Origin of the sequence: Hyalangium versicolor, assembly GCF_020103695.1 — a bacterium.
Lineage (GTDB): Bacteria > Myxococcota > Myxococcia > Myxococcales > Myxococcaceae > Hyalangium > Hyalangium versicolor.
This window is the reverse complement of sequence record NZ_JAHXBF010000033.1, coordinates 39,304-55,485: the sequence shown is the minus strand read 5'-3', so window position 1 is coordinate 55,485 and position 16,182 is coordinate 39,304. Positions and strand designations below refer to the sequence as shown.

The 16,182-nt window shown below is 69.2% G+C and carries 15 protein-coding genes; 3 read left to right on the top strand and 12 right to left on the bottom strand.

Annotated elements, in window-relative coordinates:
• The first annotated feature begins 79 nt into the window (after positions 1-79).
• The 3 genes from KY501_RS44975 to KY501_RS44965 all read left to right on the top strand — a co-directional run bounded on the left by KY501_RS44975 (position 80) and on the right by KY501_RS44965 (position 4,455).
• Complete coding sequence (locus KY501_RS44975) at positions 80-1,558, top strand: RluA family pseudouridine synthase (protein ID WP_224370926.1); 1,479 nt, start codon at positions 80-82, stop codon at positions 1,556-1,558.
• A 282-nt stretch (positions 1,559-1,840) separates the two neighbouring features.
• Positions 1,841-2,518 (top strand): translation initiation factor IF-3, encoded by a 678-nt coding sequence (gene infC / locus KY501_RS44970; protein ID WP_224370924.1) that lies wholly within the window; start codon positions 1,841-1,843, stop codon positions 2,516-2,518.
• A 140-nt stretch (positions 2,519-2,658) separates the two neighbouring features.
• On the top strand, positions 2,659-4,455 hold the full coding sequence (locus KY501_RS44965; protein ID WP_224370825.1) for an ATP-binding protein: 1,797 nt from the start codon (positions 2,659-2,661) through the stop codon (positions 4,453-4,455).
• Between the two features lie 103 nt (positions 4,456-4,558).
• Here the strand turns inward: KY501_RS44965 and KY501_RS44960 are convergent, their stop codons facing one another.
• The 12 genes from KY501_RS44960 to KY501_RS44905 all read right to left on the bottom strand — a co-directional run bounded on the left by KY501_RS44960 (position 4,559) and on the right by KY501_RS44905 (position 16,156).
• On the bottom strand, positions 4,559-5,014 hold the full coding sequence (locus tag KY501_RS44960) for an SRPBCC family protein (protein WP_224370823.1): 456 nt from the start codon (positions 5,012-5,014) through the stop codon (positions 4,559-4,561).
• Positions 5,011-5,388, bottom strand: coding sequence for an ArsR/SmtB family transcription factor (locus KY501_RS44955; protein ID WP_224370821.1), 378 nt, complete (start codon positions 5,386-5,388; stop codon positions 5,011-5,013). Before KY501_RS44955 ends, KY501_RS44960 begins: the two co-directional genes overlap by 4 nt.
• Positions 5,389-5,456: 68 nt before the next feature.
• Complete coding sequence (locus KY501_RS44950; RefSeq protein ID WP_224370819.1) at positions 5,457-7,181, bottom strand: putative ABC exporter domain-containing protein; 1,725 nt, start codon at positions 7,179-7,181, stop codon at positions 5,457-5,459.
• The gene (locus KY501_RS44945) at positions 7,178-7,960 is read right to left on the bottom strand and encodes an ABC transporter ATP-binding protein (RefSeq protein WP_224370922.1); all 783 of its coding nucleotides are present in this window, start codon (positions 7,958-7,960) and stop codon (positions 7,178-7,180) included. The genes KY501_RS44950 and KY501_RS44945 overlap by 4 nt, the downstream gene beginning before the upstream one ends.
• 51 nt (positions 7,961-8,011) lie before the next feature.
• The gene (locus KY501_RS44940) at positions 8,012-8,389 is read right to left on the bottom strand and encodes a response regulator (protein WP_224370817.1); all 378 of its coding nucleotides are present in this window, start codon (positions 8,387-8,389) and stop codon (positions 8,012-8,014) included.
• Positions 8,390-8,437: 48 nt separating this feature from the next.
• Positions 8,438-9,487, bottom strand: a complete 1,050-nt coding sequence (gene cheB / locus KY501_RS44935) for a chemotaxis-specific protein-glutamate methyltransferase CheB (RefSeq protein WP_224370815.1) — start codon at positions 9,485-9,487, stop codon at positions 8,438-8,440.
• Entirely contained in the window at positions 9,484-10,326 is an 843-nt protein-coding gene (locus tag KY501_RS44930) for a CheR family methyltransferase (protein WP_224370920.1), read from the bottom strand. Before KY501_RS44930 ends, cheB begins: the two co-directional genes overlap by 4 nt.
• 56 nt (positions 10,327-10,382) lie before the next feature.
• Positions 10,383-12,356, bottom strand: coding sequence for a HEAT repeat domain-containing protein (locus KY501_RS44925; RefSeq protein ID WP_224370813.1), 1,974 nt, complete (start codon positions 12,354-12,356; stop codon positions 10,383-10,385).
• On the bottom strand, positions 12,353-12,874 hold the full coding sequence (locus KY501_RS44920; protein ID WP_224370811.1) for a chemotaxis protein CheW: 522 nt from the start codon (positions 12,872-12,874) through the stop codon (positions 12,353-12,355). Before KY501_RS44920 ends, KY501_RS44925 begins: the two co-directional genes overlap by 4 nt.
• Positions 12,871-13,431 (bottom strand): chemotaxis protein CheW, encoded by a 561-nt coding sequence (locus KY501_RS44915; RefSeq protein WP_224370809.1) that lies wholly within the window; start codon positions 13,429-13,431, stop codon positions 12,871-12,873. Before KY501_RS44915 ends, KY501_RS44920 begins: the two co-directional genes overlap by 4 nt.
• 36 nt (positions 13,432-13,467) lie before the next feature.
• Positions 13,468-15,762 carry a chemotaxis protein CheA gene (locus KY501_RS44910; RefSeq protein WP_224370806.1) on the bottom strand — a complete coding sequence of 765 codons (2,295 nt, stop codon included), beginning with the start codon at positions 15,760-15,762 and terminating at the stop codon, positions 13,468-13,470.
• Between the two features lie 19 nt (positions 15,763-15,781).
• Positions 15,782-16,156: a response regulator gene (locus KY501_RS44905; protein WP_224370804.1), complete on the bottom strand. Its 375-nt coding sequence runs from the start codon at positions 16,154-16,156 to the stop codon at positions 15,782-15,784.
• Positions 16,157-16,182: the final 26 nt, after the last annotated feature.

Sequence of the window (16,182 nt, the reverse complement as noted above, 5' to 3'; positions counted from 1 at the left end):
GCTGCAGCGGAGCCTGCGCCAGGGTGCGCTGGCAGGCGGCATCGATCTCGGCGCTCTGAACAAACCGGGCCGAGGGAAGATGTTCGGGGTGCTGGTCGTCGCCGCTCCGGATGGCCATGTCGGCTACCTGCGCGGGTTCTCGGGCATGCTCGGCGAACAGTGGCACGTCGATGGATTCGCGCCCCCGCTCTTCGATCCAGTTGCGCGTGCCGCGTTCTGGCCCGCTGGAGAGGCGGAGCTGGATGCGCTCGATGCCCGCCATACCGAGCTGCGCGAGGGTCCCGAGGTCGCCGCACTGCGGGCACGCCTCGCCGAGCTGACGGCACGTCATGCCGCCGCCACCGCGGCACTGCGCACGCAACATGACGAGCACCGCCGCCTCCGGCATGCCTCGCGCCAGGGGCTGGCGGACAGGGATGTTGGCGATGACGAGCGGAGCGCAGCGCTTCAGGTGCTGGCTCATGAGAGCCGCGCCGAGAATCTCGAGCGCAAGCGGCTGGAACAGGCCCACCAACAGGAACGCGAGTCCCTTGAATCAGCGCTCCGAGCACTCGACACGCGCCGCGCCGAGCTCGAACGACTGCGCGCCGATTATTCGAGGCAGCTCTGGCAGCAGATCGCTCACTCCTATGTGATCCCGAACGCGCGCGGCGAAGAGCGGACCGTGGGCTCCCTGTTCGCTCCCGAGCCTCCCCCAGGTGGCGCGGGCGACTGCGCCGCGCCGAAGCTCCTGGCCCAGGCCTACCGCCACCGTCTCAAACCGCTCGCGCTCGCCGAGTTCTGGTGGGGGGCGCCTCCCCTCACGGGGGATCGACACGCGGGCGAGTTCTACCCGGCCTGCCGCAGCAAGTGTGGCGGAGTCCTGCCGTACATGCTCGAAGGGCTGTCCGTCGATCCGGCGCCGGACTCCAAGGTGACTTCGAGAGCGGAGGATGAACTGCGGATCCTCTATGAGGATCCATGGCTGCTCGCCGTGGACAAGCCGTGCGGCCTGCCCTCCGTCCCCGGCCGTCACTCTCCGCTGCGCGACTCAGTGCTGGTGCGCCTCCAGCAACGCTTCCCAGGTTCGGCGGACCTGCTCGTCCTGTATCCCCTCGATGCCGAGCTCTCCGGGATCGTGCTCGTGGCCAGGAACCCGGAGCTCCACGCGGAGCTCCACAGACAGTTCGCGCGGAGCGAGGCCGACCGGCGCCATGTCGCCTGGCTCGAGGGCCGCATCGCTGGCGACCACGGAAGCATCGAACTGCCCCTTCGAGCCAATCCCGATGACCGTCCCCGCCACATCGTCGACCCGCTCCACGGCAAGCGCGCCGTCACGGAGTGGCGCGTGAGGCAACGGACCGACACCCGGACGCAGGTGTCCCTCATTCCCCGCACAGATCGGACGCACCAGCTCCGCGTGCACGCCTCGCACCCGCTCGGCCTCGGCGCTCCGATTGTTGGCGACGCGCTGTACGGCCGCGGAGACACGCGCCTGATGCTGCATGTCGAATCCATGACGTTCACCCACCCCCGAACGGGCGAACGCCTTGAACTCAGCTGCCCGGCTCCTTTCTGAACGTTCGGTTACAGCTTTCATCGCACTGCGAGTGCGAGTAAATCGTTCCAGGAGGCGCCAGACGCCACGGCAGGGACGCGAGCCAGGTGCTATCCTACTCCCTCCCAGCTGAGCTCAGGGAGAGCGTAGAGCGAGCTCCCCCTCCGGCCAGGCGAGCTTGCACCTGGACGTGCTCCCGCGACGGGAGGCGCCCCATTCGCATCCGAAACCCTGTCGTCCCGACGTGATCTGTCCCATCTTCGAGAGGACAGGTCTGAAGAACCCATTGCCAAGGAGTGTCACATCATTCGCGAACAGAGAAGCAGCCGCGGCACCAGCCGCGACCAGAGAACCAACCGCCGAATCCGCGCTCGGGAAGTCCGGGTCGTGGGGCCTGATGGCGGGCAGCTTGGCGTCATGCCCCTCGAGGCGGCGCTGGAGCGGGCCCGTTCCGAGGGGCTCGATCTGGTCGAGATCAGTCCCATGGCCAGTCCACCGGTCTGCAAGATCATGGACTACGGCAAGTTCAAGTACGAAGAGAAGAAGAAGGCCGCCGAGTCGCGCCGTGCGCAGCTCACTGTCCACTTGAAGGAAGTGAAGCTCCGCCCGAAGACGGACGAGCACGACTACGAGTTCAAGGTCCGCAACATGCGGCGGTTCATCGAGGACGGGGACAAGGCGAAGGTCGTCATCCAGTTCCGAGGCCGCGAGATCACCCACCGGGAGCAGGGCACCGCCATCCTGGATGACGTGGCGAAGGACCTGAAGGATGTGGCGGTCGTGGAGCAGCCTCCCCGCATGGAAGGGCGCCTGATGTTCATGATCCTCGCGCCCAACCCGAAGGTCGCCCAGCGGGCTCGAGAGCAGGCACGGCAGGCCGCCCAGAGCGCCAAGCGCACCGCCCCGGCTGAGAAGCCAGCAGCGGCCGCCCAGACCTCCGAGGAGCAGCCCGCCCAGGAAGAGCCGAGCCCGGCTCCCTGAAGCCGGAAGCGTGCACGCGGTGGGCATCTCTCCACCGCGTGTAGCGACCGTCCACCACCCGACGCAGTGCCTGCCCGGAAGACCCGGGCCGGCTCGTCTGGAGCGGACACCTGCGCCACACTCCCGGCGTGGATCCAACGATGAACGAGCCGTCGCCGCCCCCGAGCCAGGAGGCGCAACTGCGCGCACTGCTCGCCGCCATGGAGGCCGCCAACCGGGGCGACCTCACCCACCGCCTCCCCGTGCAGGGCACCCATCCGCTCCTGGATCAGCTCGCGCAGGCCTTCAATGCGGGCGTCACGATCCAGGCCACGGTCGCCGCGGAGGTGATGCGCGTGGCGCACGAGGTGGGCACGGAAGGACGGCTGGGGGGGCAGATCCACCTTCCGAGCGCCTCCGGCGTCTGGAAGACGCTCACCGACAGCGTGAACCTCCTGGCCGACAGCCTCACCACGTACGTGCGCGACATGACCCGGGTGGCCACCGCCGTGGCCCACGGAGAGGTCGGCCACAAGCTCGCCCTGGATGTCCGTGGCGAGTCGCTCGTGCTGAAGACGATCATCAACACGATGGTGGACCGTCTCTCCGAGTTCGGCGAGGAGGTGAACCGCGTCTCCCGGGAGGTGGGGACAGAGGGAATGCTGGGCAGCGTGGCGGAGCCCCACGGAATGTCGGGCATCTGGAAGGAGCTCTCCGCCAATGTGAATGCCACCGAGCAGTTGGCGCTGGCATCCCGGCACAAGAGCGAGTTCCTCGCCAACATGAGCCACGAGCTGCGCACGCCGCTCAACAGCCTGTTGATCCTCGCCAAGGTGCTCTCGGAGAACAAGGAGCACCGCCTCGGCCCTCGCGAGGTGGAGTACGCGAAGACCATCCACACCTCGGGCACGGATCTGCTCAACCTCGTCAACGAGATCCTCGACCTGTCCAAGGTGGAGGCCGGCAAGATGCGGATCGCGCCCGACGACGTGCCGCTCGCGGACGTGAAGGCCTTCGTCGAGCGCAGCTTCGCGCCCGTGGCCGAGCAGAAGGGCCTGGGCTTCTCGGTGAGCCTGGACGCGGGGCTTCCCGCCAGCATCCACACGGATCCGCAGCGGCTCCAGCAGGTGCTCAAGAACCTGCTCTCCAACGCCTTCAAGTTCACCGGCAGCGGCCGGGTGGAGCTGCGCATCACTCCGGTGGAGGGCCAGCACAAACGCTTCGACAGCGAGGTGCTCAACCGCTCCGAGCGCGTCATGGCTTTCAGCGTGAAAGACAGCGGCATCGGCATTCCGCCGGACAAGCAGAAGCTCATCTTCGAGGCCTTCCAGCAGGCGGACAGCACCACCAGCCGCGAGTACGGCGGCACGGGGCTGGGACTCTCCATCAGCCTCGCGATGACGCGCCTGCTGTGCGGCGAGCTTCATGTGGACAGCCAGCCGGGTCAGGGCAGCACCTTCACCCTGTACCTGCCCGAGCGCTACCTCCACACGGAAGACAGCACTCCGGCTGGCGAAGCCCGGCCCGTCGTGGACCTGCCGTCACTCCCGCCTCCCTCGAAGCCCTCGCCCGATCCGAGCCGGAGCCTCGCCGGGCTACAGGTGCTCATCGTGGATGACGACATCCGCAACGCCTTCGCGCTCACCAGTGCCCTGGAGGCTCGAGGACTGCGCGCGCTGTATGCGGAGAATGGCAAGGTGGGCCTGGAGGCCCTCCTCAACCATCACAGGGTGGACGCCGTCATCATGGACATGGTGATGCCTGAGATGGATGGGTACGCGGCCATGCGCGCCATCCGCCAGGATCCGCGCTTCGCCACCCTGCCCATCATCGCCCTCACCGCCCAGGCGCTGCCGGAAGACCGCGACAAGTGCCTCGCGGCCGGCGCCAGCGACTACCTGCCCAAGCCCGCGGACACCGACCAGCTCCTCGAACTGCTGCGCCGCTGGTGTCGCTGACCTGCGCCGCAGCCTGTCGGGCGAGACCGCCGCCAACCTGTATGCTTGTCGGACAGGTTTGGAATCAGCTCGCCCGACAGGGAGCCCCAGAGGACCGGCCCGCTCACAAGGCGGCGGCCGCTTCCGGGCGGAAGTTCACCTCGGTGAGCTTGTCGAGGATCTTGCCCCAGCCCTCCTCGGTGCGGCTCGCGTAGTCGGGGAGCACGCCCTCGTGAGTCAGGGTGAGTTCACAGCCCGCCCCCTTCGACACGATGTCGATGCTGACTCGAGTGGAGTCGGCCGAGAACTTCGGCACACCGAAGGTGAAGACAAGGCGGCGGGGCCGATCGATCTCCAGGTACTTCCCGACGTGCTCGATGTCCTGGCCGTCTCGCCGGTCCACGATGCAGAAGGAACCTCCCACGCGCGCATCGATCTCTACACGCACCATCTGCCCCGTGGGCGTGGCGAACAGCCACTTGCCCGCCCTCTTGGGATCGAGCCATGCGTCGAACACACGCTCGGCGGAGGCCTCGAAACGGCGGGTGACTCGGAGGGTGACGGACTGTCCTGAGCTCATGATGATCGTCCTTTCTTCGTGGGGTTCTTGGAGGCTTCCCGGTCCTCTTCCCGCAGCAGCGAGTCGAGGGCATCCAACTGCTGATTCCAGAAGGCACGCTGCTCCTCGATCCAGGCGGCAGCCCGATCGAGCGGCTCGGGGTTGAACGACAGGAAGTGCTCACGGCCCGCCTTGCGACGGCGCACGAGTCGCGCCCGTTCGAGCATGCGGATGTGCTTCGAGACCGCGTTGAGGGAGATCGCGAACGGCTCGGCGAGCTCCGTCACCCGGGCCTCTCCTCGGGCAAGCCGCTGCAGGATGGCGCGCCTCGTGGGGTCCGCCAGCGCCGCCAGGGTGTGATCGAGCTGGACCTCTGTTGTCGGGGTAGGCATCATTCAACCTTTAGGTTGAATATCAACGCACGAAGGCCCCGTGTCAACCCCACCGTGCATGCGGGCCCAGGCTACGGAGCCCCTGGCCCCTCGCTCGATACGTCCATGCGATCAAAGGCGCTGCCCAGGGCCATCATCCCCAGCGCCACCTCGATGGCCACGCCCGCCGCGGCCGTGAGCCCGGCGATCGGGATGGCCCACACGTCGATCAGTCCGTACAGGGTGAAGCCCACCAGTGCGGCGACGATCCCCGCGGGAATCAACCCTCCGATCACCACGACCAGCGCTCCGGCCAGCGTCAGCAGCCGCTGCCCCAGGGCCTCGATGCCTCGTGCCCGCTCCCCGTCCGCGGGCAGCCACGCCGGAAAGAGCACCACCGCAGCGTTCTGGACGAAGAGGCCTCCGAGCCCCAGTGCGGGCAGCAGCGGAATGAGGCCCAGCCCGCAGGCCACCCAGAACTCGGCTCCCAGCGACCCGGGTGCGCCTACTGCCATCCCCATGGCCAGCACGAGCAGCCCCACCTGGATGACCACCAGAAGCAACCCGGGAGCGAACACCTCGGCCATCACCACCTGCCGCCCCGTCAACGGCATGGCTCGCAGCATGTCCAACTTGGGCAGGTCCATGCGCAAATCCGAGCGCAGTGACACCGGCCCGAACACCGTGAGCATCCCCGCGAACGACGCGTAGACGATCGCCATCACCTGACGCGACATGGCGAGAGACTCGGGCGCGAACATGGCCGTCCCCACGGGGAAGGCCAGCCCGAGCAGGGCCATCGCGAACACCAATTCCGTGCCCCCCATCCTCCGCGCCGCGACGAGGTTCTTCCACAGCAGCGCCACCTCCGGCCGCCCCTGTGAGGCGAGGCGGAAGAAGGGCTTGCGCATCACGATGTGCCCCACCCGCGCCAGGCGCTGCCCGCGCTGCCGGGCCAGCGTCTCTGCCCGGGCGACGACCACCTCCTCGAAGGGAACCACCAGCACCGAGACCCAGAGGTAGTGGAGCGCCAACATCCCCAGCGCGAGCGGCAGGGCCCGGAGGAAGGCCCCCATTCCATCCGCCATCGGCAGCGCCACCAGCGCTCGCGCGGGCCACAGCGCCACGCTCAGCTCGGGCCGCTCCAACAGCTCACCGATCCACTGCTCCACGCCGCGCCGACCCACCTCTCCACCCGGGAAGGGATGCGCCTGGAACGCCGAGTAGACCGCCACGCCGAACGCCGCCACCACCCCCAGGAGCACCGCCCACCGCAGCACCGTCCCCAGCCACCCCAGCCGCACCAGCCGCGTGCGCACGAACGAGGCCGCGATGAAGTGCAGGTTCACCGTGCCGAACACCACCGTCGCGCCCAGGAAGAACAGCACCGGATTCGGGCTGATCGTCCGGAACACGAAGACGGCGCTGAACAAGGCGGACATCGCCGCCCCGAAGAGCCCTCGCGCCAGCTTGTAGTTCAGCAGCGAGCGCCGGCTGACGGGCGCGGAGAAGAGCTGCTGAACCTCCGTCTCCGTGAACGTGAGCGCCGGCCTGTCCTGTCCCAGCGCCCACGCCGAGGCCAGCGACATCAGCAGCATGCCGGCCAGCCCCAGCTCGATCAGCACCCGAGCCCCCGCCGGGAGATCCTCGGACGAGCGCTGGAAGCTCAGCCGCCGCAGGACCACCGCGTACAGATAGGCCCCACCCACCACCAAGCCCGCCAGGTACTTGGGCTGACGCAAGCGCTCCAACTGCTTGCGCACGCGGTTGCGCAGCGAAGCCCACCACAGGAACGACACCGCGCTCGGGAAGCTCATGTCCCGGGAGGCTCCGACCGCTCCCCTCCCCCCGCGCTGGTGATGCGCACGAAGAGCTCCTCCAGAGAGGCGTTCTCCGCATCCATCCCCTTCATCCGCGAGCGGATCTCCTCCAGCGTCCCCAGCGCCACCGCGCGCCCTCCGGCGATGACGAGGATGCGGTGGCACAGCTCCTCCACCAGCGGCAGCAGGTGCGACGAGAGCACCAGCGCCGCCCCCTGCTCCGCCCGCCGCTTCAGCGACGCCTTCATCCTCCGGATGCCGATGGGATCCAACCCCGTGAGAGGCTCGTCCAGCAGGATGAGCTTCGGGTCGTGCAGGAAGCCGCACGCGATGGACAGCTTCTGCTTCATGCCCCGCGACAGCTCTCCCGGCAGCGCCTTCTCCTTGCCCACCAATTCCATCTCGGCGAGCAGCGCGCGCCCCTTCTCCTCCCAACCCTCCACTCCATAGAGACGGGCGACGAAGTTCAGGTGCTCCCAGACGGTGAGGTACTCGAAGAGCCGCGGCTCGTCCGGCAGGAACGCCAGCGCCTGCTTGGCCGGCACCGGCTCCTCCGCCATGTCATACCCCGCCACGAGCACCCGCCCGGACGTCACAGGCAGGATCCCCGCGAGGCAGCGCAGCGTGGACGTCTTCCCCGCGCCGTTGGGCCCCACCAGCCCCAACACCTCGCCGGGCGACACCTTGAAGGTGAGCCCCTGCACGGCCTTCAGCGAGCCATAGGCCTTCTCCAGCCCCACCGCCGCCAGCACGGGCGCAGCGGGCGCCGGAGGCAGGCCCGAGCCCCCGTCAAATGTCACGTCGGATGAGGACACCCAGGCTCCGGATCAGTGCAGGTTGAGCAGCCCCTTCACCGTCTCGAGCACCACCTTGGCCTGCACGGGCTTGACGAGGTACGCGCTCGCCCCGAGCGCCATGGCGCGATCGCGATCCGCCGCCGCCCCCTCGGTGGTGATGACCACGATGGGGATGTCGCGGTGCTCCGGCGCCTGCCGGATGTGGCTGATGAGCTTGAGGCCATCCATCAGCGGCATGTTGATGTCGGTGAGCACCAGGTCGAACTGCCCCTGGGTGAACTTCTTGAGGCCATCGGCCCCATCTCCGGCCTCCACGCAGACGACTCCTCCGAGCCGCTGCAGTGCGTACATGATGCTGCGTCGCATGGCCTGGGAGTCGTCCACCACCAGCGCCCGGATCTGCGTCATGGGCGGGAAGATAGCATCCCCTTCCAAAAAACCTTCCCTTTCCCACCGTCACCGGCGGCGCCGCGCCAGGGCCACCAGCGCCGGGCCAATCTCTCCCAGCGGCAACACCCTCTTCACCACCCCGGTAGAAATCGCCTCCTGCGGCATGCCGAAGACGACGGCGGTCTCCTCGGACTCGGCCCAGATCTCCCCACCCGCCTCGTGCACCACGCGCGCCCCGGCCGCTCCGTCCGAGCCCATGCCCGTGAGCACCACCGCCAGGGCCTTGTCCTTCAGCGTCTTCGCCACGCTCTCGAAGAGCTGATCCGCCGAGGGCACGTACCGGTCCTTCGACGTCGTCTCGGGCGTCCTCAGCACCAGCCGCCCGTCTCGCTCGATGAGCTGCATGTGGCGTCCGCCGGGCGCGATGTAGACGTGGCCCGCGGCGAGCCGGTCGCCCTCCTTCGCCTCGGACACATGGAAGGGCCCGATGCGATCCAGCCGCTCCGCGAAGGCTCGGGTGAACTGCGAGGGCATGTGCTGGCAGACGAGCACGCACGGTGTGGGCTCGGCGGCCAGGGCCTCCAGCAGCCGTTGCACCGCTGGCGGCCCACCCGTGGAGGCGGCCACCGCGATGATGAAGGGGATCTCCTCCTGGGGCTCCCACTCGGGAGTCGCTCGCGGGGCGGCGGGTCCTCGCCGTGCCCCTCCCCTGCGCACGAGCCGCGCCGCGCGCACCTTCTCCAACAATTCCACGCGCAGGCTCTCGAGCGCCGCCGGAGTGGTCTTCGCCGGCCGGGCGATGAAGTCGAACGCGCCCAGCTCCAGCGCCTTGAAGACGTCCGCCGTGTGCGAGTGGCTGGAGATGACGATGGCCGGCGTGGGCGCCGCGCTCCGCAGCAGCCGCAGGAAGGTGTACCCGCCCATGCGGGGCATCTCCAGGTCCACCGTCACCACATCCGGGCGCAGATCCACCACCTTGCGCAGTCCCTCCTCGCCGTCGGCGGCCCAGTCCAGCACCTGCACATCCGGCTCGGACTCCAGCAGGTGCTTGAGCGTCCGGCGGTTGTGCGCCGAGTCATCGATGACGAGCACGGTGGTGGGAGGCCGAGCGGTCATCGCAGCCCCCTCGGTTGGGATTCGGGCTTGCGGTACGCCAGATCGCCGCGCAGGTGCACCAGCTCGAAGTCCGCGCCCAGGTTGAGCAGGTTCTCCGAGTGCCCCAGCATCAGGTAGCCGCCGGGCACGAGCCGCTCGTGGAAGGTCTGCAGCACCCGCCGGCGCGCGGGAAGGTCGAAGTAGATCATCACGTTGCGGCAGAAGATGGCGTCCATCTGCGATACGAGCTGGCACGCCTCCGTGTCCAGCAGGTTGAGCTGCCCGAAGGACACCCAGGCACGGACCTCGTCCTTCACCCGGACCTTGTTGTTCCCAATCGGAACGAAGAAGCGAGACACATTCTCCGGCGGAGTCGCCCGGAGGGCCGAGGGGCCGTACTCCGCCCGCCGCGCCGTGACGAGCACCCGGCGGGAGATGTCCGTGCCGTAGACCTCCACGTCCCAGTTCTCGAAGCGGCGGCTCTGATGCAGGAGCATCGCGATGGTGTACGCCTCTTCTCCCGTGGAGCACCCCGCGGACCAGATCCGCAGCCTCCGGCCCGGAGCGTTGCGCTGCTGAAGCGCGGGGAGGACCTCGTCGGTGAAGGCCTTGAGCTGACTCGGCTCGCGGAAGAAGTACGTCTCGTGCGTGGTGAGCGCCTCGACGGCGGCCTCCAGCTCCGCGCGGCGCTGCGAGTCGTAGCGAAGGAAGCGGTAGTAGCCACCGAAGTCTCGCAGCCCCAGCGCATCCAGCCGAGGCCACAGCCGCCGCTCCATGACGAACTTCATGTCCTCGCGCACGAGGATCCCGCAATGGGAGTAGACATGATCGCGCAGGAGCCGGAACTCCTCCGCGCTCATCTCCGGCCGGCCCTCGTCTTCGAAGCGTGGTGCCACCTGAGCTCCCCCCACATCCCTCAACGCCTCGAGAGGCGCTCGACTGCATCCGAGAGCGCCCGCCGAGCGAGTGCATCCTGTTCGACCCCGAGCGCGGCTCTCACCGCCTCCAGGCTCTCCCGCCCTCCTGAATCTCCCAATACGCGCGCCGCCGTGGCGCGCACATCCCAACCCGGGTGGCGCAGCAGCTCCACCGCCAGCGCCACGCCCTCGGACGATACCGCTCCGGCCTGGAGCGCGGCCTTCACGACTTCCGCGTCCGCGTGGCGCGAGGCCTCCTGGAGCACCTGGGGACGGAGCGTACCCAACCGCGCCAGGGCTCGCACAGCCCGGCCCGCCAGCGCACCGTCCGGATGGCTCACCAACGTCTCGAGGTCCGGCGCCCGATCCGCCGCGCCACACTCGCCCAGCGCATCCACCGCCGCGAGCTGCACGGCGATGTCCTCGTCCTGGAGCGCTCGCTTCAGCAACGCGCCCGCCGACGCATCTCCCACCCGGCCGATCGCCCGTGCGCCCGCCGCGCGTACCGGAGCGGCCTCATCGGCCAGCGCTCCGCGCGCCAGCTCCAACCCCACCGCGGGATCCACATCCATCGCGGCATCCAGCGCCGCCGCGCGCAGGAATGGATCCGCGGCGCGCGCCAGCTTCCGGAACGTGGGCAGCGCGGCCGTGCCTCCCGCGTGCGCGAACGCCGCCACCGCGGCCGGAGAGGGATGGCGCTCCACCACCTCCTCCAGCGCCTTGAGCACGGCTTCGCGGCAGCCTCCGGAAAGCACCCCGAGCGCCCGCACCGCCGCCCCCGCCACGGAGGGCTCCTCGAGCATCGCCACCAACGGAGCCACCGCGTCCGGAGACTGCGTGCGCCCCAGCGCCTTCACGGCCACGGCGCGCAGATCGTCCTCGGCCCACTCGAGCAGGGCGCTCAAGGCGGGCACATAGGACGGATCCACCATCTCCAGCATGGCCTGGGCCGCGGCGGCACGGGCCGGCAGAGACAGCTCCGCCATGCGCCCGAGCAGCTCCCGCCCCGCCTCGGAGCCCAACCGGGACAGCGTGCGGATGACCTCGCGCAACAGCCGGTCCTCCCGAGCCGCCTCCGCCACCGCGATGGCGAGCGAGGGCTCCCGCAGCGCCCCGGCGGCCACCAGCGCCCCGGCGCGCACGGGCATGTCATCAGCCTCGAAGGCCTGGGCCACGAACGCCACGGCATCCGGCACGCGCTTGAGCGCGGCACGGGCCTGGGAATCGATCTCCGAGCGCAGCATCCCATCCGCCACGCTGGCCTGGGTCCCGAGCGCCCCGAGCGCGGCCTCGCGAATGGACCGTACCTCCGAGCCGAGCCCGCGGCTGATGAGCTCCGTAGCGGCCAGTTGGGGAATGAGCCCCATCACCCGGTAGGCGCTGCGGCGCAGGGTCGGATCTGCCAGCAGCGGCACCACCACCGGAAGTGGAGGCGGCCACTGGAGCTGCGCGAGCGTCTCGAGCACGGCCAGCCGAAGAAAGGACTCGTCCTCCTTCAGCAGGGACTCCAGGGCCCGGGCCGCCGTGTCAGAGCCCACGTGCGCCAGCGCCTCCACCGTGGAGACGCGAACGTTGAGGTCTACGTCCATCAGCGCATCGATGAGTGCTCCCTCGGCGCTGCGCCGACCGAGCTGCCCGAGGATGTCCGCGGCGAACTTCCGCTGATCCGGATCCGAGTGGCGCAGCAGCTTGATGAGCGGGCCCACGGAGACATCCCCGAGCCCCACCAGCGCCTCGGCCGCGGCATTGCGAGCGCCGGTCTCGCCACGCTCGCCCAACACGGAGACGAGCCGATGAGCCACCTCGCTCAGGGTCGGCAGACGGCGCAGGTTCTCGATCGCGGCGCGGCGCACGCGCCAGCTCTCGTCGTGGAGCCCGACGATGAGCGCATCGAGCGTCCCCGGGGCCGACGGCTCCAGCGCCAGGATGGCCTGGTAGCGCTCCTCCTCATGGGGAGCGGAGGGCTGAGTCACGCTGCCCCTCCCGTCCGCTTCGCCTCGCGCTCCACTTCCGCGCGCAGCAGTGCCTTGAGGTCCAGCATCAGGCGCGGGCGCTCCATCGTGCCGCACACCCCCACGACGAAGGGCGTGCGGCCAGGGGACAGCAGCGCGGGCGCGGGCTTGAGATCACTGCGGCGCACGCGCATCACCTCGGTGACGCGGTCCACGCGCAGCGCCAACCTCCGGCGGCCCAGCAGGCACACCAGCAACCGCGTCTTCGGAGACGGCGGGGCCTCCGTGGTCATCAACCGCTGGCGCAGGTCCACCACGGGCAGCAAGGCCCCTCGCAGGTGCAGCATGCCCTCCACGAAGGAGGGCGCGCGCGGCACGGGGATGACGCGCTGGGGAGGCAGGATCTCCTCTACTCGCATGATGTCGACGACGTACTCCTCCTTGCCCACGGTGAAACAGCACAGCTGAACGATGGGATCCTTGGGCGCCGACTCCTCGACGCGAGGTCGGCGCGGCAGCAGGGGCGAGGGCTCTCTCATGCGAGCGCCTGCTGGAGATCGAGAAGAATGTAGAGCTGCGAGTTGCGCCGGCCGATGCCCACCACGCAGTCTCGCTCGCCGCCGAGCCCCGGCGGTGCGGACTCGAGCATGGAGGGCTTGAGACGCACCACGTCCTTCACCGCATCCACCCACACGCCCGCCGGCCCCTCCTCTGTATGCGCCACGAGGATGCGCGCCAGGCGAGGAGGCGGCGGAGCATCCGGGCCGGCCACCTGCGCGGGCGAGTCGGTCAACCGCAGCCGCATCTTGAGGTCATACACGGGGATGACATCCCCACGCAGGTTCATCACGCCCAGCAGGTTGGCCTCCGCGCGAGGAATCTCGGTCAGGGGCGGCACGCGGCCGATCTCCCGGACGGAGCGGATGGGAACGGCGTACCACTCGCCCTCCAGGACGAAGGCCAGGTACTCCTCGGGGGTCTCCTCGGGCGTCGGCGACAACATCTCGTCGCTGCCCGCGGCGAAGTCCAGGAGGCCCCCGACGTCCTCGTCTGGCCGGTAGAAGAAGTCGTCGAGCAGTTCGGAGAAGCGGGACAAGGCTCCCCGAGTTTAGCAGCCCGGCCCCCCCTGTCGTCATGCCCAGCGACGCTCGGGACCGATACCTTCTTCGAGCAATTCCGCGACATCCAGAACCAACACGGTCCTCCGGTTTCCCAGGTCCGTGGCCCCGGAGATGCCCCGGACCGACTGGAGCCGCCCTCCCAGGGGCTTGGTGACGATGTCCTGCTGGCCGAAGAGTTCGTCCACGGCGATGCCCATGCGCTCCTGGGCCAGGCCCACCACGACGACGAAGTGGCGGCCGGTGTTGCGCTCGGGCAAGCCGAACAGCCGGGCAAGCCGGGTGAAGGGCAACGTCTGCCCGCGCAGGTCCAGCACCTCGCGCCGCTCCACGGTGCGGATGTCCTTGGGCTGGACGGAGAGGATCTCCAGCACACTGTTGAGGGGGACCGCATACGTCCGCCCGCTCACTCCCACCACCAGCGCCCGGATGATGGCCAGCGTCAGCGGGAGTGTGAGCTGGAAGGCAGTGCCCCGCCCGCGCTCGCTCCACACGTCGATGAGGCCGGACAGGTTGCTGATGTTGTTCTTCACCACGTCCAGCCCCACGCCCCGGCCTGACAGCTCGGAGACGTTCCGGGCGGTGGAGAAGCCCGGCAGGAAGATGAGGTTGAGCAGCTCGCGGCGGCTCATCTCCCCGGCCTGGGACTCGGTGATGAGGCCCTTCTGCACGGCGACTTCGCGGACGCGGTGCTCGTCGATGCCCGCCCCGTCGTCGCTCACCTCGATGACGACGTGGTTGCCCTTCTGCTCGGCGCGCAGGGACACGGTGGCCCTTCGAGACTTGCCCACCGCCACCCGGGCCTCGGGGGCCTCCACGCCGTGATCGAGGGCGTTGCGGATGATGTGCATCAACGGGTCGCTCAGCTCCTCGACGATGAGCTTGTCCAGCTCCACCTCGCCGCCGGTGCTGATGAAGTCGATCTCCTTGCCGGCCTCGCGGGCGATGCGGCGAATCAGCCGCGCCAGCTTGTCGAAGACCTGGCCCACGGGGACCATGCGCGCCTCGAGCAGCCCGTTCTGGAGCGCGTCCAGCTTGCGCTCCAGTTGCCGAGTCTCGCGCGACAGCTCCGCCACCCAGGCCTTGGAGATGACCAGCGTGCCCTCCTGCCGGGCAGCATCCGTCATCCGCTGGAGGTTGGCCTTGATGAGCAGCAGCTCGCCCACCGTGTTCATCAGCCCGTCCAGCCTGCGGATGTCCACGCGCACCGTCTGCGTCAGCGAGCGCAGCGAGGTGTCGAAGTCCACCCGAGGCCCCTTGGAGCCCGTCTCGGCGGCAGGTGGCTCGGGCGCTGCCTCGGACACCGCCTGGGCTCGCGGGATGGGTGGAGGCGTCTCGATGATGACGGACACCTCCCCTGCCCCCGAAGAAGCCGACCGGGACGCCTTGCCCTTCTTCGAGGCGGAGCGCTTCGAAGTGGAAGGACGCGGCTCGGGAGTGGCAGGCACGGAAGCGGCCGCCAGAGGAGGCTCGGCAGGCGGTGGCGCAGGCGGAGGCGGTGCAGGGGGAGGCGCGGCAGGCCGTGCGAGCGGAGCAGGAGCCATCTTCCCCCGGGCCGGAGGGCGAACCGGGAGCGGCGAGAGCTGCGCGGGAGTTCCCTCGAGGGCCGTGGTGAGCTCCGAGCCCGGCACCTTCGCGCCGAAGATGAGATCGAACGCGATGCCGCTGGCGCTGCTGGGCTGCGCCGAGGGCAGCGTGCTGATGATCTCGCCGATGGGCTTGAGCCGGGAGTTGAGCTCGGCGAGCCCCTTGTCGAAGTCGGACAGATCGAAGTCGGCGCGCACGCGCCACAGCGCCACGCCCTTGCGGACGTTCTCGCGGAGCCGGTGCTCCTCGTACTCGGTGAAGACGGCGCGGACCTGGGCCTCCAGCTCCAACCGGTCGAGCGGATCCTCCTCGCCCGGAGCCGAGGGCTCGCCCAGGTGGATGAAGCGCTCGATGAGCCCCTCCACCCGAGCGGACTGCGCGGAGGAGGCCTCCCCGCGCGAGGCATCCACGAGCAGCGCCTGCAGGACATCGAGGGACTCGACCAGTCCATCCAGCACGGTGTCGTCGAGCACCAGCTTGCCCAGCCGCAGCCGATCCAGCAGGTCCTCCATGCCATGCGCCAGCCGGGCGATGCGGTCCTGGCCGAACAGCCCCGACAGCCCCTTGAGCGAGTGGGCGGCGCGGAAGATGCCGTTGATGAGATCGGGATCGACTTCCTGCCCCCGGCGCTCGTCGAGCGTGAGCAGGTCCTTGTTCAGGGTGTCGAGGATCTCCGTCGCCTCGGCGACGAACTCCGACAGGGCTTTGCCTCCGGGGTTCACGTCGGCAGTGCTCTCCGGCTCAAGCCAGCTTCAGGTACTTGCGCAGGAGCGTGGTGAGGCTCTGCGTCTGGATGGGCTTGACCAGGTACTCCGCGGCCCCGAGCGCCATGCCCCGCTGCCTGTCCTGGTCACGCCCCTCGGTAGTGATGATGAAGAGGGGCGTCTCGCGGTAGTTGGGGTTCTTCTTGACGAAGTTGATCAGCTCCAGCCCGTTGATGTCGGGCATGTTGATGTCGGTGATGATGAGATCGAAGCGGTGACGCGGCAGCAGCTTGAGCGCGTCGAAACCGCCTTGAGCGTTGATGGCCTCGACGCCCGGGACGGACTCCACCGCCGCGGCGATGAACGCGCCCGACGCCTTGGAATCCTCCACGATCAGGACCTTGAAACCCATGGGCCCGGGAAGGTTATCAGAAGCCC